Annotated in this window: 15 protein-coding genes and 3 pseudogenes; 6 read left to right on the forward strand and 12 right to left on the reverse strand. The window is 61.9% G+C overall.

Features of this window, described 5'->3' with window-relative positions; translation table 11 throughout:
* From LQ215_RS02000 to LQ215_RS02010, 3 genes are read right to left on the reverse strand one after another with little or no spacing between them, the layout of a single operon-like run.
* Complete coding sequence (locus tag LQ215_RS02000) at positions 1-1,488, reverse strand: efflux transporter outer membrane subunit (RefSeq protein WP_230147183.1); 1,488 nt, start codon at positions 1,486-1,488, stop codon at positions 1-3.
* A gap of 19 nt (positions 1,489-1,507) precedes the next feature.
* The gene (locus tag LQ215_RS02005) at positions 1,508-2,983 is read right to left on the reverse strand and encodes a DHA2 family efflux MFS transporter permease subunit (protein ID WP_230147184.1); all 1,476 of its coding nucleotides are present in this window, start codon (positions 2,981-2,983) and stop codon (positions 1,508-1,510) included.
* A complete protein-coding gene (locus LQ215_RS02010) occupies positions 2,983-4,119 on the reverse strand; it encodes an HlyD family secretion protein (RefSeq protein WP_230147185.1) in 1,137 nt (378 codons plus the stop codon). Before LQ215_RS02010 ends, LQ215_RS02005 begins: the two co-directional genes overlap by 1 nt.
* A 259-nt stretch (positions 4,120-4,378) precedes the next feature.
* Here LQ215_RS02010 and LQ215_RS02015 point away from each other — a divergent pair, with 259 nt between their 5' ends.
* The 6 genes and pseudogenes from LQ215_RS02015 to LQ215_RS29635 form a co-directional block, all read left to right on the forward strand.
* On the forward strand, positions 4,379-5,011 hold the full coding sequence (locus LQ215_RS02015; RefSeq protein ID WP_230147186.1) for a TetR/AcrR family transcriptional regulator: 633 nt from the start codon (positions 4,379-4,381) through the stop codon (positions 5,009-5,011).
* A complete protein-coding gene (mug, locus tag LQ215_RS02020; RefSeq protein ID WP_230147187.1) occupies positions 5,012-5,521 on the forward strand; it encodes a G/U mismatch-specific DNA glycosylase in 510 nt (169 codons plus the stop codon).
* A 506-nt stretch (positions 5,522-6,027) separates the two neighbouring features.
* Positions 6,028-7,200, forward strand: a complete 1,173-nt coding sequence (locus LQ215_RS02025; RefSeq protein ID WP_230147188.1) for an ABC transporter substrate-binding protein — start codon at positions 6,028-6,030, stop codon at positions 7,198-7,200.
* Between the two features lie 1,294 nt (positions 7,201-8,494).
* Positions 8,495-9,544 (forward strand): annotated as a pseudogene (locus LQ215_RS29625) (sensor histidine kinase); the annotation flags it as partial.
* A gap of 213 nt (positions 9,545-9,757) precedes the next feature.
* Positions 9,758-10,093: pseudogene (locus tag LQ215_RS29630) on the forward strand (response regulator transcription factor); the annotation flags it as partial.
* Positions 10,094-10,612: 519 nt separating this feature from the next.
* Positions 10,613-10,954: pseudogene (locus LQ215_RS29635) on the forward strand (ATP-binding protein); the annotation flags it as partial.
* 9 nt (positions 10,955-10,963) lie between these two features.
* On the opposite strand, the gene LQ215_RS02035 reads toward LQ215_RS29635, so the two are convergent.
* From LQ215_RS02035 to LQ215_RS02075, 9 genes are all read right to left on the reverse strand, one after another.
* On the reverse strand, positions 10,964-13,879 hold the full coding sequence (locus LQ215_RS02035) for a DUF4132 domain-containing protein (protein ID WP_230147190.1): 2,916 nt from the start codon (positions 13,877-13,879) through the stop codon (positions 10,964-10,966).
* A 30-nt stretch (positions 13,880-13,909) separates the two neighbouring features.
* Entirely contained in the window at positions 13,910-14,350 is a 441-nt protein-coding gene (locus LQ215_RS02040; protein ID WP_230147191.1) for a hypothetical protein, read from the reverse strand.
* A gap of 128 nt (positions 14,351-14,478) precedes the next feature.
* Complete coding sequence (locus tag LQ215_RS02045) at positions 14,479-15,657, reverse strand: MFS transporter (RefSeq protein WP_230147192.1); 1,179 nt, start codon at positions 15,655-15,657, stop codon at positions 14,479-14,481.
* Between the two features lie 20 nt (positions 15,658-15,677).
* A complete protein-coding gene (locus LQ215_RS02050; RefSeq protein ID WP_230147193.1) occupies positions 15,678-17,069 on the reverse strand; it encodes an MmgE/PrpD family protein in 1,392 nt (463 codons plus the stop codon).
* Positions 17,066-17,953, reverse strand: a complete 888-nt coding sequence (locus tag LQ215_RS02055) for a polysaccharide deacetylase family protein (protein WP_230147194.1) — start codon at positions 17,951-17,953, stop codon at positions 17,066-17,068. Before LQ215_RS02055 ends, LQ215_RS02050 begins: the two co-directional genes overlap by 4 nt.
* Positions 17,946-18,794 carry a polysaccharide deacetylase family protein gene (locus LQ215_RS02060; RefSeq protein ID WP_230147195.1) on the reverse strand — a complete coding sequence of 283 codons (849 nt, stop codon included), beginning with the start codon at positions 18,792-18,794 and terminating at the stop codon, positions 17,946-17,948. The genes LQ215_RS02055 and LQ215_RS02060 overlap by 8 nt, the downstream gene beginning before the upstream one ends.
* 154 nt (positions 18,795-18,948) lie before the next feature.
* Positions 18,949-19,773 carry an ABC transporter substrate-binding protein gene (locus LQ215_RS02065; RefSeq protein WP_230147196.1) on the reverse strand — a complete coding sequence of 275 codons (825 nt, stop codon included), beginning with the start codon at positions 19,771-19,773 and terminating at the stop codon, positions 18,949-18,951.
* A gap of 39 nt (positions 19,774-19,812) precedes the next feature.
* Entirely contained in the window at positions 19,813-20,577 is a 765-nt protein-coding gene (locus LQ215_RS02070; RefSeq protein WP_003200528.1) for an amino acid ABC transporter ATP-binding protein, read from the reverse strand.
* Positions 20,578-20,587: 10 nt separating this feature from the next.
* The gene (locus LQ215_RS02075; RefSeq protein WP_058546315.1) at positions 20,588-21,466 is read right to left on the reverse strand and encodes an amino acid ABC transporter permease; all 879 of its coding nucleotides are present in this window, start codon (positions 21,464-21,466) and stop codon (positions 20,588-20,590) included.
* Between the last annotated feature and the right edge of the window lie 100 nt (positions 21,467-21,566).

Below are 21,566 nucleotides of genomic sequence, written 5' to 3' on the forward strand. Positions count from 1 at the left end.
TTACAGCGTTTGTTGGGCTGGGGATTTCGCAGCTTCGCGGGCGGTGACCTGTTGCTCGAACACGCCCACCGAGTGACCGCCGAGTGCGACGAACAGATGCACGTTATCGAGGTAGCGCGCAGTCCGGGCCTGGATCTGGCCAAGTGCGGCCTGCTGATAGGCGCGCTCGGCTTCGAGCACTTGCAGTACGCTGGTTTCGCCTTGCGCGTAGGCCTGTTGGTTCAGCCGCAAACTGCTGTTGGCGGCGCGCAAGGCATCGTCCTGGGCCTGGTTTTGCTCGGCGCCGTGGTTGATCGCCTGCAAGGTGTCCGCGACCTGGCCGAAAGACTGAATCAGCGTTTTTTGGTAGCGGGCGAGGGCGGCGTTGTAGCCGTCAACGGCGGCCTGACGTTCTGCTTTGAGCGTGCCGCCATTGAAGAGTGGCGCGGTCAGCCCCGCGGCGAATCCCCAGAGTGCAGCACCGCCATTGCCGGATGCGGCTTGTGCCAACGAAGCGGACAGCTCGACATGCGGGTACAGGTTGGCGGTGGCGACCCCCACGGCAGCGCTGGCAATGTGCAGCTCCGACTCGGCTTGCAGTACGTCCGGCCGGGTGTGGGCCATCTCCGACGGCAGGCTGACCGCAATGCTCTGCGGCAAGGTGAAGTCATCGAGGCTGAAGTTTGGGGCGATCCAGTCCGCGGGGCCTTTGCCGGCCAGAATCGACAATGCATGACGAGCCGCATCGCGCTGCTGGGCAAGGGGCGGTAACAAGGTGCGATCCTGGGCAAGACGAGTTTCGGCCAGCGAGACGTCAACCTGGGTGGTGCTGCCGCTCTGATGCGCACGGCGGATAAGGTCGAGGTTTTTCCTGTCGTTGGCCAGCAATGATTCCACCGCCTGGATCTGCGCGTTAGCGCCGGCGAGTAGTAGCGCCTGGCTAGCGACATCTCCGGTCAGCGTCAGATAGGCAGCTTCGTAGCGATGGGTTTGCAGGTCAGCCAGCGCTTGCTGCTGCTCGACCAACCGCTTGTTGCCACCAAACGCATCCAGATCGAACGCGACTCGCGGGCCGATGGCGTAGAAGTTCGCCACGCTCGGTTCTGACCCGTTGTGCGTACGTTGGCGTCCGGCCTGGGCACCGAAGTCGACCTGCGGATACAACGCCCCTTCAGCGGCTGCCACCGAGGATGCGGCTTGGCGAATCGTGGCGTCGACCGCGGCCAGTTCAAGATTGCCCTCGATGGCGCGGCGCATCACTTGATCGAGTTTCGGCGAGCGGAACGCGGACCACCATTCACCATCGAGGCGTTTGCCCATCTCGAAACGTTGAGCACTCGCAGTGGCCTGTGGCTGCTCGGCCTGCAGATCGTAATGTTGCGTCAAGCGGACGTCGGGCCGTTGAAAGTCAGGGCCAACGGTGCATGCCGCGAGTGTGACCAGAGCAGCCAGCAGGGTGATTTTCGTTGGCAGTGATTGCTCAAGGATGAAGTGTGCATACGATTTCATTTTCCAGGCTCCACGAAAATTAGTTGGCCGCAGCGGGCTTGCGCATGAACAGCACCAGCGGACTCACAAACAGCATCACCAGCAACAAAATCTTGAACTGGCCCATGACCGCGATGAACGCCGCTTGATGGGTGATCAGGTGGTTCACGCCTTCGAGCGCAGGCAGGGAGGCCGGCAGCGAAACGCGATACGGGGTCAACTGACTGGCCAGTGCCAAATGCATCGCCTGTGTGTTGTTGAAGAAGTAGATCTGCACCACCGCCACACCGAGGGTGCTGCCGTAGACGCGCATCAGGTTGAAGACTCCCGTGGCCTGCGCACGCAGCTGCGGGTCAATGGTGCTGAAGGCGACGTTGCTCAGGGCCGGCATCATGATCCCCAGGCCGATGCCCTGGATGAATCCGCTGACCGCCACGGGCGTCCAGTCCATCAATGGCGAGTAGCCGAGCATCAGCCCGTTGGCGTACACCACCAGCACAATGCCGAAGGCCACGTACAACCGAGGATCGATCCGCGCCGGCGCCCGGCCCATCAGCAGGAACGCGCCGACCAGGCCGATGCCGCGCGGGATGGTCAGCAACCCGGTGGTGTCCGGTGGGTAACCGAGGATTTCGTCGAGCATTGGCGAGGTCAGCGCCATGGTCGACAGCAGCACGAAGCCGAGGGCGAAGAAAATCGCGGTCGAGCACATGAAATTACGGTCGACGAGCAAACCCTTGTCGATGAAATGCGCCTGGCGCGTCAATACATGCGCCACGAACAGGTACAGCCCGAGCGCACAGGCCAGCGCTTCGATCCAGATCTCCGGCGAGTCGAACCAGTCCAGCCGTTCGCCACGATCGAGGAGCATTTGCAGGCCAATCATGCCCAGGGTGAAGCTGCCGAAACCGAAGAAATCGAACGACGGTCGCTGCGCGGCTTTTTTCTCGGCGAGCAGCAACGTGATTACCATGAAGATGTACGCGACCAGCGGCAGGCTGAGGTAAAACATCGGCCGCCAGTCGAAGTACTCGCAGATCACACCACCGATGCTCGGACCGCTGACGATGCCCAGTAACACCAGCGCGGTCCATTTTGGGCCAAAAGCCGGGCGGCGTTCGGTGGGCAGCGTCTCCATGGCAATGGCCATCGACAGCGGCGCCAACACGCCGGCGGCCAGGCCTTGCAGGACGCGCGCGGCGATGAATGCCAGCGGCGTGTCGGCCAAGGTGCTGAGCCACAGGCCGAGAGCGAACGCGGCGAGCGCAGTCTGATAGACAAGCTTCAAGCCAAAGCGGCTGGCCAGCCACTGTGCGAGCGGCGTGGTGATGGCGCTGGCGGCGAGGTACGCGGTGAAAATCCACCCGGCCTGGTCGTCGGTCATCGATAGGCTGCCCTGAATCAGCCGCAGCGCCGCGTTGGGCAGCGGCAGGTTGGCCGATTGCATGTAGGTCGCAAGCAAGGCGACGCAACGCAGGGCGCGGGCATTGGCTGCTGCATAAGCGGGGGCGTTCATCAGGAGTCACCTGCGGTCAGCAACGACTTGAGTGGATACCACCAGGGCGTGCGGTGTCCGGTATCGACCTTGACGGTGGCGCTGGTGCCGGAGAACAGCGCCAGGCCCGGATCGATGTTGTCCAGTTCCAACCGTACCGGCACCCGCTGCACGACTTTCACCCAGTTGCCGGTGGCGTTCTCCGGTGGCAGCAGGGCGAAGTCCGAACCCGCGCCGGGGCTCATGCTGGTGATGTGGGCTTTGAACTGGCGATCCGGGTAGGTATCGATGGAAATGGTCGCGGTCTGCCCGGGACGCATGTGAGTGACTTGCGTCTCGCGAAAGTTGGCCTCGACCCAGATCTCATGATCGGAAATCAGCGCAAAGGCCGGTGCTCCGCTATTGAGGTAATTGCCGACCTGAAGGTCATCGACTTTTGCGACGATGCCGTCGTCCGGCGCGGTGACGGTTGCATAGGACAGGTACAGTCGCGCCTCATCGAGCTGAGCCTTGGCTTCGCGCACGGTGGGATGGCTGTCGATGGCGATGTCCGGGTTGCCGTTCAGCGCGACCACGGTGCTGGCGATCTGTTGTTCGATCGAGGCGATGCGCTGGTTGGAGACTTTCAGGTCGGTTTCCGCCCGCTCGTAGATGGCCCGCGAGACGAAGTCGGTGGCTATCAGGGCTTTCTTGCGGGCGAACTCCTTCTGGTCGTAGTTCGCCGAGGCCCTGGCCGATTGCAGCTCCGCCTGTTGCTGGCGATAGCTCGCCTTGAGCCCGTCGATACGCAACCGGGCATTGGCCAGTTGGGCATCGGCACGGTCGACGGCGATCTGCAACGGCGCCGGATCGATGCGGAACAGCACCTGGCCCTTGTGCACCAGTTGGTTGTCTTGTACCGCGACCTCGACCACTTGCCCGGAAATTCGCGCATTGATCGAGGCCTTGGCCACCCTGGCGTAGGCGTTGTCGGTAGAAACGAAGGGTTCGTTGACCAGGTAATAGCCGTAGCCCAGCGCCGCAAACAGCGCCGGAATACCGGCCATGAGCAGCGGGCGCAGTGTTTGCCTGAGCGGCTTTTGTGGTGGCGCATCCGCCAGGTCAGCACTTGGATGTTGCAGGGTGTTTGTTGCCGAAAGATCGAATTGCTTAGTCATGATCGAATCCACCTGTAACCGGGAAATCAGGCCGACCTGCGCGCAAGCGCCAGGGCCCCGACGTCATTCTTTGCCGTGAGTAATCAAACCCGTGTGCGGTGGGGAGGGTGGCTCCGCTGCCGTTGTTTTCGTCGTCGTCGGACTCGGTTCGAGCTCCGCTACGACCAACCTGCGTATCAAGGAATTTGTGGTTCCTTAATTTTGTGCGATGGTGTAAGAATATGAGCGACTAACGTTTCCTGCAAGGAATTTGTACGACATGGCACAAAATAAACCGACCGATGGAAAAGGCCGCGGCCGCCCCCGCGCCTACGATCCGCATACCGCACTGAATCAGGCGCTCGGAGTGTTCTGGAACACCGGTTATTCGGCGGCCTCGCTGGACAGCATCGCCAGTGCCGCCGGAATGAACCGGCCGAGCCTTTATGCCGCGTTCGGTGATAAACACGCGCTGTACATCAAGGCGCTCGACCAGTATTGGGCAACCGCCCACGCCGCGATGCAGGCCGCGCTGAACGACAGCAACCTGACGCTGGAGCAAGCGCTGAACGCTTTCTATGAGGGGCAATTGGCGATTTATTTTTCCGGCGGCGGCCAGCCTCGTGGCTGTTTTGCAATTGGAACGGCGACCACCGAAGCGGTGGAGGATCCGCAGATCCGCGACGTGCTGTCGTTGCGCCTCAGTGAGCTGGATGCTGATCTGGAGGCGCGTTTGCGCAAGGCCGTCGACTCCGGCGAGCTGCCAGGCAATGTTGACGCCCAAGCGTTGGCCGTACTGGCGTCGTCGTTGCTACACAGCATTTCGATCCGCGCCCGCGCCGGCAAATCCCGCGAGGAACTGAGTGCGCAGGCACGCCATGCCGTGCGTGTTATCTGCGGCCGTGGGGAGTAGATGGGGGAGGGACTCGAGGACATTCTGGCAGAAGGGCTGGCAGTGGTTTTCTGCGGGATCAATCCTGGACTGCTGGCCGCCGCCCAGGGTTATCACTTTGCCGGGCGGGGCAATCGTTTCTGGCGCGCATTGCATCTGGCCGGGTTTACCCCACACGAGGTGCGACCGGAAAACGATCGCTCGCTGCTGCAATACGGCTGTGGATTGACTGCGGTAGTCCAGCGGCCAACAGCGCGGGCGGATCAGTTGTCGGCGGATGAATTTCGCGCTGTCGCTGTCGCCTTCGAGCAGAAGATCGCCTGCCGTGCGCCTCGCTACGTGGCGTTTCTTGGTAAAGCCGCATATGCCGGATTGTCCGGGCGCAAACAGCTGCAATGGGGACTTCAGGCAGAGACGTTTGCTGGCGCGGCAGTGTGGATCCTGCCGAACCCGAGCGGACGTAATCTGGCGTTCAATCTGGAACAACTAGTGGTGGCGTATCGACGGCTTAATCAAGCGTTGTGTGGGTGATATCAGGTCCCGCGTCCGGCCAATCACGGACGCTTGGTGATGTTGAGCGCAAAGGGGGTCATGGAGCGATTGACTAACGTACTGGGGCGATCGGCAGCGCGAATGCCTGACAAACAAAAAGCCCGCGCATGACGGGCTTTCTGTATGGGGTCAAATCCTTTTGTTCGTTCAATCTGTGCTTCGTACTGTCAATATTTCGTGAAAAGCAGAGTAGGGCAGCGAAATAACCGGCACGTGGTCGGACTTTTTGTCGATAGCGATCTTGCGGGCCCGTCAGGCAACGCTTCAGGCGCGAAGTCTGGCTGACTAAGGCGGTTTCCTTAAAAACCATTGTTACGATCGAGCAGCTCTGAGCACCGGCTACCCGCAGGGTTGATGCCGCGCTCGCCATCAGTTGGCCGAAATCCTTCCATGGCCGCGCGAAGCGGGCACGTTGAGACTATGCTCATTGCCACTGCAGGCAATGTACTGGTTTCACTTGTCGTCCACCAAGGAAAGGAGTCTGTATGTGTCCGGTTCTTCATGCCCGGTTCTATGATTGGAGTGGCCGGATACGCAGGCTAGTAACGCGTGTCGATCGGCGTGTTTCGATCACCCGCCGAATCTTGTGGCGCTTGGTCGGCTGCGTGACCGGGCTGGCGCTGGTTGCCACCCTTCCAGTCCAAGCTGCCGATGCGGGCATCGCCGGCGGCCCTACCGCAAGCTATAGCATTGCCTTCAGCAACTCCTACGCGGGCAGCGATTTCCGCAAGGTGATGGTGCGCAACTGGCAGGAGATTGCGGCCCAGGCGCAAAAGGATGGCTTGATCCGCGAGGCGCCGGTGGTCAGCGCCAATAACTCGGCATCCGAACAAGCGGCCCATATCCAGGAAATGGTCGTCAACGGTGTCAACGCCATCGTCATCCTGGCCGCATCCGACACGGCCCTCAACGGGGTGATCCGCGATGCCTGCAACGCCGGCATCGTGGTGGTCGTCATGGCCAGCCTGGTCACCGAACCCTGCGTCTACACCGTGGACTACAACTGGGCCGCCATGGGCCGCGTGGAAATGGATTACATCGCCGAACGCCTCAAGGGCAACGGGACGCTGCTGGAGATCCGCGGCATTGCCGGCGATGCCACCGATAAAAACATCAGCGACGGCATCCGCAAGGCCGCCGGCGACTATCCGGGCCTGAAGTTCGCCAAGACCGTCTACGGAAACTGGACGGCTTCCGTCGCACGCAAGGAGGTGGCGCTGGCGCTGCCGTCGCTGCCCAGCATTGATGCCGTCGCGACTCAGGGCGGTGACGGTTATGGCGCGGCCATGGCGTTCAAGGCGGCGGGACGTCCTTTGCCGATCATCGTGATGGGCAACCGCCAGGATGAACTCGCCCTGTGGAAACAGGAGCGCGATGCCAATGGCTATGAGACCGTTTCTGTCTCCGCGTCCCCGAGCGTTTCCCAGGTGGGTTTCTGGGTGGCCCAGCAGATTCTGGCGGGCAAGCAGGTGCCGAAGTTCGTCGAGGTGCCGCTGGTACGCATCGATGCGAAAGACCTGGACACCTGGCTCGCCACGATGCCGGTGGGCGGCGCTGCCAATCCTTCCTACAGCCAGGCTTCCGTGGCGACGATGATCGACGCGGCCATCAGCAATACGGCGCCGCCGACGCCTTTGCCGGAGGTGACGAAGCCGTAGTGGCAGGCGTGGAGCGAGGGGGCGAGGCGCCATGTTGACATCCAAGCTCTCCACTGACAGGCCGATTGCCGTCAGGATTGGCCTGGCAGTCGCCGCGCTGGTGTTCCTGATGCTGGTGGTATCGCTGGTGAACCTCTATGGCCTGCGAGGCATGGTCCGTGCGGTGGATTCCGCCAGCCATTCCGCGGAAATTCTGGCCTCGGTCAACGGGGCCACCGGGCGGGTGGAAAACTTCATCGCCACCCGCGACCAGGAAAGCCTGTCCCAGGCCGAAGGCATGGTGGCGACGGCTATCGCCGGCCTCTCCGCCATTGCGGTGGTAGAGGCGCAATCGCTCAAGGGCAGTCTGGAACGGCTCGCCGCGGCAATCGCCGCCTTGCGGGCGGCGACCCTGACCATGGATGGCGAAACGGAGAACATGACCGCCCACTACGGACGGATGCGAGAGGCGACGATCCTCATCGAACAGGGCATCGCCGATGGGCTGAAAGGGATTGATGCCCGCGCCGCTGAGCATGAGGCGCGGGTAAGCAACATCGAAAGTGCGCATCGCATTCTGGATATCCTGCGCGACGGCGAACGGATCATCATCGCCAATGTGGCCAAGACGCTGGTGACCGGTGATAGGGCGGCCGCCACCGCGGCGCGCAACGCCTGTGCGGCACTCCCGCCGGTGATCGAGCAATTGCGCGAGTTAATGGAGGCGCCGCAGGAGCGAGAGGCTCTGGAGCAGTTGGCGGCGACGGTCGCTGCTGCCGGCCTGGCGGTCGAGCACCTCGGCGAGGCGCCCAAGCTGCAGGGAGACGAGGCTTTGCGGCATCTCGCCGCCGTCGGGGATGTAATCGAGCGCCTCGATGTCATGTTGGGTGAAGTGGGCGAGCAAGTTTCCCGTGACGCAAACGACATTCAGGCCGCAACCGGTTTGCTGTACAACGCCGCCGCGTTGTCCAAGCGTTTCGCCGAGCGTGTGGCCACCCTGGAGGCGCAGACCTTGTCGTTTCGCCTGTCACCGTCGGCCGAGGTCGCCGGCTCGGTCGGCGAGATCCTGGACGAGCTCTCCCGTCTCGCGCGCGTCCTCCCTTCGTCGGTGGGGCTGCAAGCCAAGGCTACGCCCCTGACGGTCAGCGATCAGATTGCCGGTTACCGGGCGGCATTCGCCAGGTTCCATCAGGCGAGCAACGCCTTGAGCGGCGCGCGCGACCAGGTTCGCAACGAGGCACGGAGCGCCGGCCTGTTGGTGGCGCGCTTCGCTGGCCAGGCGCGTTCCGACGCCTTGGTCCACAATGATCGCGGCATGCTTGCGACGATCGTTGCGGGTGCCGTCGCCATCCTCCTGGCCGGCGCCATAGCCTGGAGCACGTCGCGATTTGTCGCGCAGCCCATCGTGGCCCTGGCCTCGGTCATGCGCCGGCTTGCGGCCGGCGACCTCAACGCCAAGATTGCCAGCGCCGAACGCGGCGACGAGATTGGAATCATGACCCGCGCCGTGCGGGTGTTCCAGGAGAATGCCTTGCGCATCCAGGTGCTGGAGGCCGAGGCCGAAGCCGAACGACAGCAAGTCCAGGCCTCTTTGGAGAGAATGGTCGCCGAGCGGACCGACACGCTGCACCAGCAGACCGAGGTGCTGGAGGCGCAGGCCATCGAACTCATTCAGGCGCGCAACCAGGCCGAGACGGCTAACCAGGCGAAGAGCGATTTCGTGGCCACGGTCAGTCACGAACTGCGCACCCCCTTGACCCTCATTCTCGCGCCCCTGGAGCAGCTCTCGGCGGCGACCACCCCGCCGGCGGACTGGCGGGTGCAAATCGACCGCGCCCAACGCAACGCGCTGCGCTTGATGAACCGGGTGAACGACATCCTCGATTTCTCCAAGGCCGAAGCGGGCAAGTTCGAGTTGTGTCCGGCGCCCATTGACTTGAACGAGGCGGTGGGTGTGCTGGCCGAGGATGCCGCCATGGTGGCCGAGGGCAAAGGCTGCACCTTGACCTGCAGCATCGATCCCGCGCTCGGCAGGGTGTTCCTGGACCCCCGGCACTTCGAGAAGATTCTCCTCAACCTGGTGAGCAACGCGATCAAGTTCACGCCCGCTGGCGGCACCGTGCACCTGGCAGTGACTGCGCTTGATGGCGAGCGATTTGAACTTGCGGTGCAAGACTCGGGGATTGGCATTGCGCCTGACAAACTACCGTTGCTGTTCCAGCGTTTTTCCCAGATCGACAATTCCGCCACGCGCCACTACAGCGGCACCGGCATCGGCCTCGCCCTGGTCAAGGATCTGGTCGAACTGATGGGGGGCGAAGTCGGCGTCAACAGCGAGCCCGGACAGGGCTCGTGTTTCTTTGTTCGACTTCCGCTGGGGGTTGAGCCAAACACCGTGCCAACCGAAGCCAGCAGTATGCAGGAGCGGTCGTCAGCGAGTACCACGAGCACATCCGAGCAGCGCCACCTGCGTTTCGACGACGGCCGCCAAGGCAGTCGCAACGACCGAGCTTCGGCGCAAGGCGCAGACGACGAGCAGCACCCCGAAGACGCCTTGCGATCCAAAGTACTGGTAGTAGACGACAGCCCGGAAATGCTGAGCTATCTCAGCGAACTGTTGCACGACGACTACATCGTCGCCACCGCAGTGGATGGAGAGCAGGCCTGGGCACTTCTACAGCGTCGCCCCATCGATGTCGTCGTCTCGGATGTGATGATGCCGGAGCTCGACGGCTTCGGCCTGACAGCCAGGATCAAAGCCAGCGCCGGTTTTGCCCATTTGCCCGTGATCCTGGTGACCGCCCGCGGCGGCAGCGAGGCCTGCGTCTCCGGGCTGGAGAGTGGCGCCGATGACTATATCGCCAAACCCTTCTCGCCGCTGGAGCTCAAGGCTCGTGTACGGGCGGCGCTGCGCATGAGCCAGGTGCAAACCGAACTGCATGCAAAGTCCCGTCAGGCGGGCATGGCCGAAATCGCCACGACTGTGTTGCACAACGTCGGCAACGTCCTCAACAGCGTGAACGTATCGGCAGAACTGGTCAGCAGCCAGATGCGCACCTCCAAGGCCCAGGGGTTGGGCAAGGTGGCGCAACTGCTGAGCGAACACGTCAATGACCTGAGCGATTTTCTCACCCGAGACCACAAAGGAAAGATGCTGCCCGACTACCTGCTCAAACTGGCGAAAGTGGTGACGGCGGAGCAACAGGGCATCATTGAAGAGCTCGGGCAACTCACCAAGGGCATTGACCACATCAAGACCATTGTCGCTGCCCAGCAGTCCTATGCCGTTGCCGTCAGTATTGTCGAGACCGTGCCGGTCGCAGAGTTGATCGACGATGCCTTGCGCATGAGTGCTGGATTACTGTCGCGCCAGGCGGTGACGGTGGTCAAGCACATTGACGACTTGCCCCTGCTTCCCCTGGACCGGCACCGGATGCTGCTGATTCTGGTGAACCTGATCAACAATGCCAAGCAGGCGTTGGACGGCGTGATCGATCGCAGCCGATGCGTCACGTTCAGCGCGTCCCTCGCTGACGGGGCAGTATTGCGTATCACGGTGGCCGACAACGGCAATGGGATTGCGCCTGAGCATTTGGCGCGAATCTTTTCCCATGGCTTCACCACGCGCAAGGACGGTCACGGTTTTGGCCTGCACAGCTGCGCGCTGGCCGCGCAGGAGATGGGTGGCAGCTTGACCGTGCACAGCGACGGGGCCGGACAGGGCGCAACGTTTATCCTCGATATTCCCCTTGATGCGCCGCTGGGTAAGCGGTGAACGCCGACATCAGCCGCCGCGCTGTATCTGCTCCAGTATCAGGCTGTCGGTGATGTTCATGTCGTCCAGCAGCAGAAACATCTTGCTCAGCACCTCGGCCATTTTCCTGTCGGTGTCGGCGAACGGCAGGTAGAACTCCGTGGAGCTGCTGCCTGCGGGCACGATGCACAGGTAGTTGCCAGGTTCGATGTGGATGGCGGCGCTGCCCAGGTGAATGCGGTAGTTCGCCCGCTGGCCGGTAATGTGCAGAAAATGCCCTTCGCATTTAACGTTTTGCAACCCTAGCCCTTGAATCAACTCGCCGACCAGTTCGGCGCGTCGTTGCAGGGTTTCTTGGCTGGTGCTGTAGTCGTCTGCGGAGTGGGCCACGGAGACCAGCAGGTCGGCGTCGCGCATGATTTCCGAGAACAGCAGCGGCGGTACTTGCTCAAGGGGGATGGCTTTGTGGTCGCGGTGGAACGCAATCGTGTCGAAGGTAAAGTGTTCTGTTTCCGAGAGGTAATGGCCGGTATCCAGAAAGTTGAACATGGCGTAGATGCCGTGCTCTTTGCTCTCGTAGTAGATGTCCTCGACGCTTGAGGTCGACCAGTTGCGGACCTGCAGCAACCGGGCGGCGACTTTGCCTTTGAGGCGGTGGCCGGCAAATCGGTTGGACCACAGGCCGGTGTCTCGCTCAGCCGGTGTTAACAGGTACAGCTCGCGAAAGGCCTGTTTGAACGGCTGCACGCGGCGCTGGGTCACCACTTCTTTCTGCCAGGCCGACAGTTGCCCGGCCGTGAACAGATGAAAAGGGTGAGCGATACGTAGAGTCTTTTCAACGACGTGTTGGCGGCCTTCCAGGTCAGTCACCGTCAGCGTTGCGGCATCGAGCCAGCCCAGCGCAGCGTCGTCGGCCTGCACAATCAGCTGTTCGAGCAGCAGGCGAACCGCAGGCATTTTCAACAGCGGCTTCAGGTCGTCCAGAGCCAGGGTTTCGCCGCTGCTCATCATCGCTTCCAGGGTGCGGCAAAAGCGGGCGATCTGTTCCTTGAGCTGGGTCTGCTGCGTTTTGAGGGCGATGAAGTCTGGATTTTTGCGCACCGCAGGCGGTGCGGTCTTGAGTGTCTTTCCGGCTTTGCAGATGGCCAACGTGGGCGACAAGCCGTCGATGACGAGCGTGATGTCATAGCCATCGATGGTGGCGGCCGTCAGCGCGGATTCGGCGATCTGCGATTCCATGGCCCATTCCAGGCGAATCGCCGAGGGATAACCGGCGACACGCGCCAGGTTTTCCAGGCCTGCCTGCACCGCTGCGTGGGAGTTGGCCTGGCGTTGAGCGCCGTATTTGCGCACCTCTTTGTGCAGTTTCTTGAGGGTCAGATAGCGTTGGCGTACGTCGTCCGCATCCTTGACGGGCAGCAGGCCATAGATGCGCATGGCCGGCTGTGCGTGGCGGGTCAACTTCTTTTCCAGCGCCGGTCGACCGATGCCCTGGTAGGCGTCGAGCAGCACACGCGTCTCGGGAAACGCCCAGTGCGAGGGTTCGAGCGCCGCGAGGTAGTCGCGCAGGTGGTCGGGGTCGGCCTCGGCCAGTGCCTTGTCCAGCAGGTAGCGGTCCACCACACCCACGGTTTCATCCAGCGTATTGGGCAGGTCGGTGCCCCAGCCGGACTGAGGTGCCAGGGCAATGCTCAGGTATTCACGCTGGAAGGCTTGCAGATCACTCCAACCGAGCGCGTCGAGCACCACACGGCTGGCTTGTCCGGCGTAGGGCAGGGCGGTCAGCAGGGTGTTTCTGGAAAAACCGGTCAATGCCGCGAGCAGCTCTGCCGATTGGTTCTTGGGCAATTGCTGAAGCAACAGGAAGCGTTCGAGCACCGCGGCTGTATAGCCGAAGCTGTCGATGAAGTCAGCCGGTGTCATGCCCAGCCGTTCGATGACCGCCAGGGCCTGCAGCAACCAGCGGATCTGATACACCTCGACCGAGCGGAAGGTGTCAGCCAGCTTCTCGGCGTTATCGGGCAATCCAGCCAGGGCGTCCTCGACATAACGAACGGTGAAGTTCGCCAGTTCAGGGGACATTGCTGCGGGTTCTTCAGGGGGGATTTCATCACTCAGGGGCGACTCAACGTCGATGTCTTCCGGGGCCTCGTCGTCCTCGTCGAAGTCTTCATCGGCGTACCGATCCAGGTCCACGTCATCACTGTCCAGCCCGGCGTCGTCGGCGTAGAACATCATCGCGCGGCCCCACGTATTGGCCGCCCGGACGAAGCGCGGGTAGTCGAGGCGGCCCGCTTCCAGCAGGCCCAGGGCGATGCGCGCGATCTCCTTATGCACGTAGATATATGCGTCGGCGATTTTCCTTTGTTCGCCGCCAGGCGTTGAAGGGGGCTGTTCGCGGTTCCAGCTGCCGTCCAGCAACCATTCGGCGAAGGTCTGCCAGGCGGGGGTGGACGGGTAGTTGCTCAGGCGATTGATGCACGCCGGGACATCAGGCAAGGCCCAGGCCTGGTCCGGGCTTCTTCGGTAATAGGCCGGGCCATCTTCGTCAGTAGGTAATGGATAGTCACTGTCCTCGAAGGCAAATTGCAGCATGTGCTGCAGCCGCGCGCAGATCTGCTCCAGCGCATAGGCATCCGGGTGAGCCGTGATCCACGCATCGCAGAGTCGATACTGCAGGCCATAGCGCTGTTGATCGCGGCGGTCCTCCAGATCGTCCCAAACGGTCGGGAACACAAAACCATCAGCCAGCGCTTTGGGCCCCTCCTGGGGATGCTGCCTGACCCAGTCATCGGCTATGCGCAGGCAGTCGATGCCGTCCCAGAAATCGGGCTCGAATTGGTCATATGGGCTGAGCTCGGGATAGTCATCCAGCGCTCTCTCACAGAATGCTCGCAGCGCAGCGAGGCGTGTGGCTTGTTCGGGCGCAGGACGGCGTGATTGCATGAGGGTATCCGAGGAAGAAAGTGACGAGGATCAACCGCCTATCAGCGGCACCAGGCGGATAAACGCGAGGGTGGAAGGGGGGCTCAATTCGAGTGTCTCATCGAGATTTTGCAGCATGACGCCGTTGTGCAGGACGCGGAACGCACGGGCCTCAAAACCTTTCAGGGCTCGCTCGACCTCAACGCCGACATCCAGGTCTGGTGGCGCGCTGGCCTGAGGCATGACCACCGCGCCTGCACTGGCTTGCTGAAGAACGTCCCGCTCGCTCAGGTATTGGCGGTCGAGCACTTCACGCAGCGACACGTGTTCCAGCCAGTGCTGGACCGACAGCGCGGCGATCTGCTCGGCCACGGTCAGGCGAATGAGCTCGGCGACCGTCAAGGTCAGCGAGCCCGGTGTCAGGGTGACAGGGGGCAGCAAAGGCTCCTGGCGTGCGCCTTTCAGGCAATAGCTATGAACCACGAACTCCATGACGCATTCCTTGCAAGCCAGGCCAGCCGGGCGGATGGCGCCTTAGCATATCCGGGTCTGCTATAAACTTCATCGCGCTGCGCGCTCGGGCGTTGTGATAGACGCCTGACAGGTGCTGGTTTACGACATTACTTTTTCACAATAGCCATCCGGCGACCACTCATGAAGCACAGCAGGCCGCCCATCGCGGTCAGTGCGCTCAACGCATAGAACATCGTCGGTGCCGGGGTGTGCATCAGCAGGTAGCCGCAGATCACCGGGCTCAAGGCGCCGCCAAGCGCTGCCAGGTTTTGAGCACCGTAGTAGCTGCCGCGCAGTTCTTCCGGGGCCAGGGTATCGACGAAAAGGAATTCGGCCGGGTAAATGATCATTTCACCGAGGGTGAAAATGAACATCGCCACGCACCAGCTCACCATGTCGTCCGCCAGGCTGAAGCCGATCAGGCCAAGCATGAACAGGCTGGTGCCCGCGGCAATCCAGTAGCGCAGTTTCTCGCGATCGAGGAACCGACCGATCTGGTATTGCAGCACAATTACGGTGATGGCGTTGCAGGCGAGCAGGGCGGCCATGATGTCCAGCGCCTGTTTGGCGTCGTGGGTCACCAGCAGGTATTGCGACAAGTAGAGGGTGAAGCGTCCGTGCACCACGGTGCTGAGCAGGCAGCCGCAGGTGAACATGATCAGGGTACGGTCGTTTTTCAGGGTCTTGAGCGTCTTGAGAAAACTGGGCGGAGGGCCAATGGCCGGTGTCGGCGTGGTATCCCTGGGGATGCCGGTCATCAGGAAAATGCTGAAAAACGCGATGCCACCGGCGATCAGGAACGGCGCAATCGGGTAGACACCGGCAATCACCACGCCGAGCATGGGGCCGGTGGCATAGCCGATGTTGGTCAGGGTGTAGCGCAGGGAAAATGCCTTGGCGCGCTGGCCGATGGGCAGGTTTTCGCTGAGGATCGCTTTTGAACCGATAAGGAACAGCGCTGAAGCGGTCTCGGTGATCACCACGGTCAGGGTGGTCAGGTAGAGGTTTTCGGCAAAGGTCAGCAGGATGAAACCGATGGCGCTGGAAAGCATCGCCACGATCAGCAGCCGGCGCTTCTCCAGGCGGTCGATGACATAGCCACCATACAGCGCCAACAGGGTGGCGATGAACACGGCAATACCGAGCAGCAAGCCGACGTCCTGTTGGTTGAGGCCCAACTTATTGCTCAGGAACAACGTGAGCAATGGGCTGGTAATGGCGCGGCTGACGACGATGGTCAATGAGACGATCATCAAGCGTCGGATAACGAGCGAGTAGGTGGCCACGGGGGTGCGAATGTCCTTATTCAGATGTTTGGCGTTCGCCGCAATACCGCGTCGCGGCTATCGCGCACAAGCCACCGATCCAATGTGCGTACCGATTGCAGTTCTTCAATGCGCCACAGTTGCCCCAGCAATCCGTCAGCCTGTTCCCGGGGCATCACCCGCATCGCCAGGCTGAAAAATTTCTCTTCCAGAGCTACATCAGCCAGCGGATTGCCTGGCGCGCCCAATGGCACTTCTACGCACAAGCTCGCCTGCCGGCCATCCACGGTCCGCAGCGTCACCATGGGCTCGCCATCCTCGGACAGGCGCGGGTCGACTTCAAGCTGAATGCGCGACAGCCATTGGCTCATGTGCGGATCGTTGCGTTGTGAATCGTCATAGGCCTGCAATCGACAATGCCCTTGCACCAGTCGCGCGGCCAAGGCATACGACAGGCTCATCTGCGCGGCTGCAAGGGTGCTGACGTCCCGGCCGCCACACATGTTGTGGAGAAACCCGCTCAGCCGCACCTGCACGTCTTCAACCTGGTCGACCCGTGCATTCAATTGATCCAGCAGCAGCCCCAGGGCGTCGATGGCCGAATGGGTCCCGCGGCAGGAGGCATAGGGTTTGATCGAGCAACGGGCGAGCTTCCAGACCTCGCCGAGTTCTGCATCCAGCGCTTCGGGCATGGCGGTCGCTGGGGCGAGGGTTTTCAGAAAACCACCCCAGACCTCGTCGAACAACTGGGTCGGCCCGCTGATGTCTTGTTGGGCAAACCGCGCCGCCAGCAGCCCACCTTCTGCGGCACGTCCGCTGTGCAGTTTCTTGCTTTGCGAGCCGTCGTGGATGAAGGCCCACAGGCCACCGCTGAAGCTGCCGGCAATGCCTAGCGCGGCGAGGGTTTGCCGTGCATCCAGGCCCAGGATCCGCGCACTCGCTGCTGCTGCACCGAACACGCCGCAAGTCGCGGTGGAATGCCAACCGGCGCCGTTGTGGGCTGAATAGCCGCCGCATGCTTCGAGCACCCGCCGGCCCACTTCGTATCCGATCACGACGGCACTGATGAACTCACGACCACTCACTGGCCGTGGGAGCAGCGAAACGGCCGCCATCACCGCCGGCAGCACAACGGCACCGGAATGATCGCAGCCACCGGTGTCGTCCAGCTCCAGGGCATGGGCGGCAACACCGTTAAGCATTGCTGCCTGAGCCGCGCCAACCAACAGGTCAGTGCCCCAAACCGACACCTCACCGGTTTCACCGGCCAACACCTTGCGCGCCTGGTGCGCGACACCGCTATCGGCGCCGGCCAGCGTGGCGCCGAACGTATCGAGCATGTGCCGCTTGGCTTGCGCCACCAACGCAGGCGGCAAATCTTCAAAGCGCAGGTCCACACAGAATTGCGCCAGACGTTGCAGACGTTCGCTCATAAAACGTAATCCCGATAATGTCGCTCGTAAACCGACGCCGGATGATCCTCGGCGACCGGCGCTGCGGTTTCTGCCCACCACTGCGCGACCTCGGCACCCGTGGCGATCCACACGTCATCGTGCTGTTGAATGCCCTCGATCAACTCGCGCAACACGCCTATCCGTCCCGGCGTGGCGATGATTTCCGGGTGCAGGCGAAGCACGTAGCACAGGCCAAAGCGATGAAACCCGGCGAAGTCCATTTGCAGGTTGCCCAGGGTGTGGCTGTAGGACGCGATCCGCGATTGTGCTGGAGGCACCGCCGGGCTCAAGTTGAAGGCGAAGTACGGCTCGTCTTCCAGCTCATAATGCAGGGGGAGTTCAATGACGCTCGGTGCCGTCGGGTGAGCGAATGGCATGTCGTCGCCGCGCCACGACGAGGACCAGCGAATGCCCTGGGCTTTCAAGGCCTCGATGAACCCCGGCGCGCCATTGCCCGCCGGGATTCGAAAGCCGACCGGACGCTGGCCGGTCAGCCCGGCCAGGGCCTCACAGCCCTTGGCGATGTCATCGCTTTGCGCGGCCAGGTCCAGCGTGTCGTAGTCCTGATGACGATAGCCAGCGCAGGCGATTTCATGGCCGTCGGCCTGGATCGCCTGAATGTGTCCGGGGTTTTCCTGCGCAACGATACCGGGGACAAACCAACTGCTGGCGACCCCGAGCTCCTTGAACAGGCCGAGCAACCGTTCCACGCCGCGTTGGCTGCCGTAGCGCCATACCGACAAGGTCTTGTCGCGCCCGGCGACTTCCGGGGCTTGGGTCAGGATGCCGTGGATGTCGTTGTAATCGACGGTCAGTACCACGGCGCAGCGATAGCCTTCCGGCCAGGGAGTGAGATCAGCCATGGTGATGCTCCTTCAGCCACCACTGGGCGACGTCGCGGCAGGTGGCGAACCATACGTCGTCGCGCTGGCGCATGTGTTCGAAGAGTTTTTCCAGCAGCAGGATGCGCCCCGGCTTACCGGTAATCTTGGGGTGGAACAGGGTGGTCAGGCATAACCCTTCGTCCATCGCGCCGTCGTATTCGCGGCACCAGTTATCCAGGGTCAGCGCGTAGCTGGCCGTGCGGTCCAGCCCGGAAGGGAAGTTCGGCGCGCGGGTGTAGGCGAGGGAGGCGTAGTCGTCCATTTCCCAGCGGCCAGGGATTTCCACCAGCGGCGTATCGAACCCCGGCACGTTCACCAGGTACGGTCGATCATCACCGCGCATGCTGCTGGAGTAGGTCACACCGGCTTCCACCAGCATCGCCGGGGTTTCGCCGCGCCAGTCGCCGGACGGCGTGCGAAAGCCTTCGGCGCGGATGCCCAGGTGTTTCCAGAACACCTCGCGGGAGGTGTTCATCACCGCTTTTTGCTGATCCAGCGTCAGGGCGTAAAAAGATTCGTGTTTGTAGCCGTGATAAGCCACCTCATGCCCGCGCTCGACAATCGCCTGGCACTGTCTCGGCCAGTTCTCTACGACCCAGGCCGGCACGAAGAATGTCGTCGGGATACGGAACTCGTCGAGCAGATCGAGCAGGCGTGGTAGCGCCCGGTAAGGGCCATAGCCACCGAAACCGAAATACTCGGGCTTGCGCCAGATCGAGCCGTCGAGCATGGCGTCACCGGTCGGGCCATCGAGGTCGAAGGCCAGGGCCAGGCAGGCGTTGTATTTGTCAGGCCAGGTGGGTTGGGGCGAGGAGGACATCTGTAGTGCTCCAATAATCTTTCAAATACACAACCCATCCCTGTGGGAGCGAGCTTGCTCGCGATGAAGCCGGTACATTCAACATCTGCGCCGGCTGATCCACCGCCTTCGCGAGCAAGCTCGCTCCCACATTGGATTCAGGTTGCCTGTGCGATCACTTCCCGGCGTTGATGGTCACGGTCTTGATCGCACCCAGTTCCAAGTCCCACTTCTTCAGGATCGCCTGGTAGCTGCCGTCATCGATCATGCTCTGCAGCGCCACCTTCACCGCTTCGCTGAGCTCGGGTTTTTTCTTGCTCACGCCCATCCCGCTGAACTGCTTGGAGATCGGCAGGCCCACGGTCTTGTACATGTCCTTTTCCTGGGTCTTGAGGTAGGGCAGGGTTTCGCTGCCCTGCATGGCCGCATCGATACGGCTCTGGCGCAATTGCGCACGGGCATCGGCCGAGCCTTCGGTGCCGATCACATTGATCGCAGGCTTGCCGGCGGCTTCACAGTTGGCCTTGCTCCACGCGGCGATTTCCATCGGGAAGGTGGTGCGGCGGCTGGTGCCGACCTTCTTGCCGCACAGGTCGACGATCTCGTTGGTGTCCTTGTTTTTCTGCAAGGTGTAGAACTGCGGGCCGCTGGTGAAGTAGTCGATGAAGGTCACGCTGGCCTGACGTTCGGCGGTGTCGGTCATGCCCGACAGCACCATGTCCACGCGGTCGGTGGTCAGGGCGTTGATCATTTGTTCGAAGCCGGTTTCCTGCCATTTGATCTTCACGCCCAGGCGTTCGGCCAGGGCATTGCCCAGGTCATAGTCCAGACCGGTGAGGGTGTTGGTGGCCGGGTCCTTGAAATCCATCGGCGGGTAGTTCGGCATGATCGCCACGACGATCTCGCCCTTGGCCTTGATGCTGGCCGGCAACTCGGCGGCAAAGGTGAAGCCGGATGCCATAACGCCTGCGAGTACTGCTGGAATAACGAAGTTCTTCATGGTCGTTCTCTTATGAGTGTTGTGAGCGCCAACTGACGCCTAGGTTCGAACGGCAGAAATGAAGCTTTGGGTGCGAGGGTTTTGCGGACTTATTAGTATTTCTTCGGGGCTTCCAGCCTCCACGATCTGCCCGCCGTCCATGAACACCATGCGGTTGGAAACCTCGCGAGCGAAGCCCAGTTCATGGGTGACGACGATCATGGTCATGCCGGTCTGCGCCAGATCGCGCATCACCGACAGCACCTCACCGACCAGTTCCGGGTCGAGTGCCGAAGTGGGTTCATCGAACAGCATCAGCTTGGGACGCATGGCCAATGCACGAGCAATGGCGACGCGTTGCTGCTGGCCACCCGAAAGCTCGATCGGGTAGCTGTTGCGCTTGTCGGCCAGGCCGACGCGGGCGAGCAGCTCCAGGGCTTCTTCATTCGCCTCTTTGGGTGAACGCTTGAGTACCTGGCACGGCCCTTCGATGATGTTCTGCAGCACGGTCATGTGCGGGAACAGGTTGAAACGCTGGAACACCATGCCGGTGGACAGGCGTTGGCGGGCGATCTGCGTTTCGTTGAGTTCGTGCAGCTTGTTGCCGACGATCCGGTAACCCACCAGTTCGCCGTCGACCCACAGGCCGCCTTTGTCGATTTTTTCCAGCTGGTTGACGCAGCGCAGCAAGGTGCTCTTGCCCGAGCCGGACGGGCCGATGATGCACAGCACTTCGCCTTGCTCGACTTCGATGTCGATGTCCTTGAGTGCGTGGAACTGGTCGTAATATTTGTTCAGGCTCACGGCCTTGACGATGCTTCTCATGGGGGGCTCCTCAGGAACGCTTGCCGGCGCCGCGGGCGAAACGACGCTCCAGGCGGCTTTGACCAAAGGACAGGACGGTGACGGTGGCCAGGTACCAGATCCCGGCGACGATCAGCAGCTCCATCACGCGGGCGTTGGCGTAGTAGATGTTCTGGGCGTTGTAGAGCAGTTCCGAGTATTGGATGACGCTCGCCAGCGAAGTCATTTTCACCATGCCGATGAACTCGTTGCCCACCGGTGGAATGATGATGCGCATGGCCTGGGGCAGGATGATTCGGCGCAGCGCTTGCAGGCGCGGCATGCCGATCGACTTGGCGGCTTCATACTGTCCGGTGTCCACCGAGAGCAGGCCGGCACGCACCACTTCGGCGGTGTAGGCACCCTGGTTGATACTCAAGCCGAGCAGGGCCGCCACGAAGGGGGTCATCAGGCTCACGGTGTCGATTTCGAACAGGCCGGGGATGCCGAGGGTGGGGAAGATCAGCGCCAGGTTGAACCACAACAGCAGTTGCAGGATCAGCGGCGTACCGCGAAACAGCCAGGTGTAGGTCAGCGCCACATAGCGCAGGATCGGGTTGGCGGACATGCGCATGATCGCGGTGATCACCCCGAACACGATGCCCAGCGCCATCGCCAGCACCGCCATGACGATGGTGTTGAGCAAGCCCCACATGATCGCCTGGGAGGTCAGGAACTGGCCGATGTACGACCATTCGATCTTGCCTTCGGCAAAGGCGCGCACCAGGCCGATGAGTGCGATGACGATCACCGTGGCGAAGAAAATCCGCCCGTAGTAGCGCCGCGGCACATGATCGTACTGGGTGATATCGAACTGGTTTTCCGCCAGCTTGCGCTCCGCCTGGAGTCGTTCTGCCTGTGTCTGGCTCATGGTGGTTCTCCGTACTCGGTTTCGGCGCTATCGCTGTGGGAGCGAGCTTGCTCGCGATAGCAGTGGGTCAGTCCACGTTGATGTTGAAGGTGAAACCGTA

Source organism: Pseudomonas brassicacearum (assembly GCF_918698105.1).
Classification (GTDB): domain Bacteria; phylum Pseudomonadota; class Gammaproteobacteria; order Pseudomonadales; family Pseudomonadaceae; genus Aquipseudomonas; species Aquipseudomonas brassicacearum_F.

Bases quoted from the DNA above. Each gene is read 5' to 3' on its own strand.
- LQ215_RS02000 (WP_230147183.1), bottom strand. From the start codon at position 1,488: ATGAAATCGTATGCACACTTCATCCTTGAGCAATCACTGCCAACGAAA.
- LQ215_RS02060 (WP_230147195.1), bottom strand. From the start codon at position 18,794: ATGTCCTCCTCGCCCCAACCCACCTGGCCTGACAAATACAACGCCTGC.
- LQ215_RS02010 (WP_230147185.1), bottom strand. From the start codon at position 4,119: ATGACTAAGCAATTCGATCTTTCGGCAACAAACACCCTGCAACATCCA.
- LQ215_RS02035 (WP_230147190.1), bottom strand. From the start codon at position 13,879: ATGCAATCACGCCGTCCTGCGCCCGAACAAGCCACACGCCTCGCTGCG.
- LQ215_RS02025 (WP_230147188.1), top strand. From the start codon at position 6,028: ATGTGTCCGGTTCTTCATGCCCGGTTCTATGATTGGAGTGGCCGGATA.
- LQ215_RS02070 (WP_003200528.1), bottom strand. From the start codon at position 20,577: ATGAGAAGCATCGTCAAGGCCGTGAGCCTGAACAAATATTACGACCAG.
- mug (WP_230147187.1), top strand. From the start codon at position 5,012: ATGGGGGAGGGACTCGAGGACATTCTGGCAGAAGGGCTGGCAGTGGTT.
- LQ215_RS02055 (WP_230147194.1), bottom strand. From the start codon at position 17,953: ATGGCTGATCTCACTCCCTGGCCGGAAGGCTATCGCTGCGCCGTGGTA.
- LQ215_RS02065 (WP_230147196.1), bottom strand. From the start codon at position 19,773: ATGAAGAACTTCGTTATTCCAGCAGTACTCGCAGGCGTTATGGCATCC.
- LQ215_RS02050 (WP_230147193.1), bottom strand. From the start codon at position 17,069: ATGAGCGAACGTCTGCAACGTCTGGCGCAATTCTGTGTGGACCTGCGC.
- LQ215_RS02040 (WP_230147191.1), bottom strand. From the start codon at position 14,350: ATGGAGTTCGTGGTTCATAGCTATTGCCTGAAAGGCGCACGCCAGGAG.
- LQ215_RS02075 (WP_058546315.1), bottom strand. From the start codon at position 21,466: ATGAGCCAGACACAGGCAGAACGACTCCAGGCGGAGCGCAAGCTGGCG.
- LQ215_RS02005 (WP_230147184.1), bottom strand. From the start codon at position 2,983: ATGAACGCCCCCGCTTATGCAGCAGCCAATGCCCGCGCCCTGCGTTGC.
- LQ215_RS02015 (WP_230147186.1), top strand. From the start codon at position 4,379: ATGGCACAAAATAAACCGACCGATGGAAAAGGCCGCGGCCGCCCCCGC.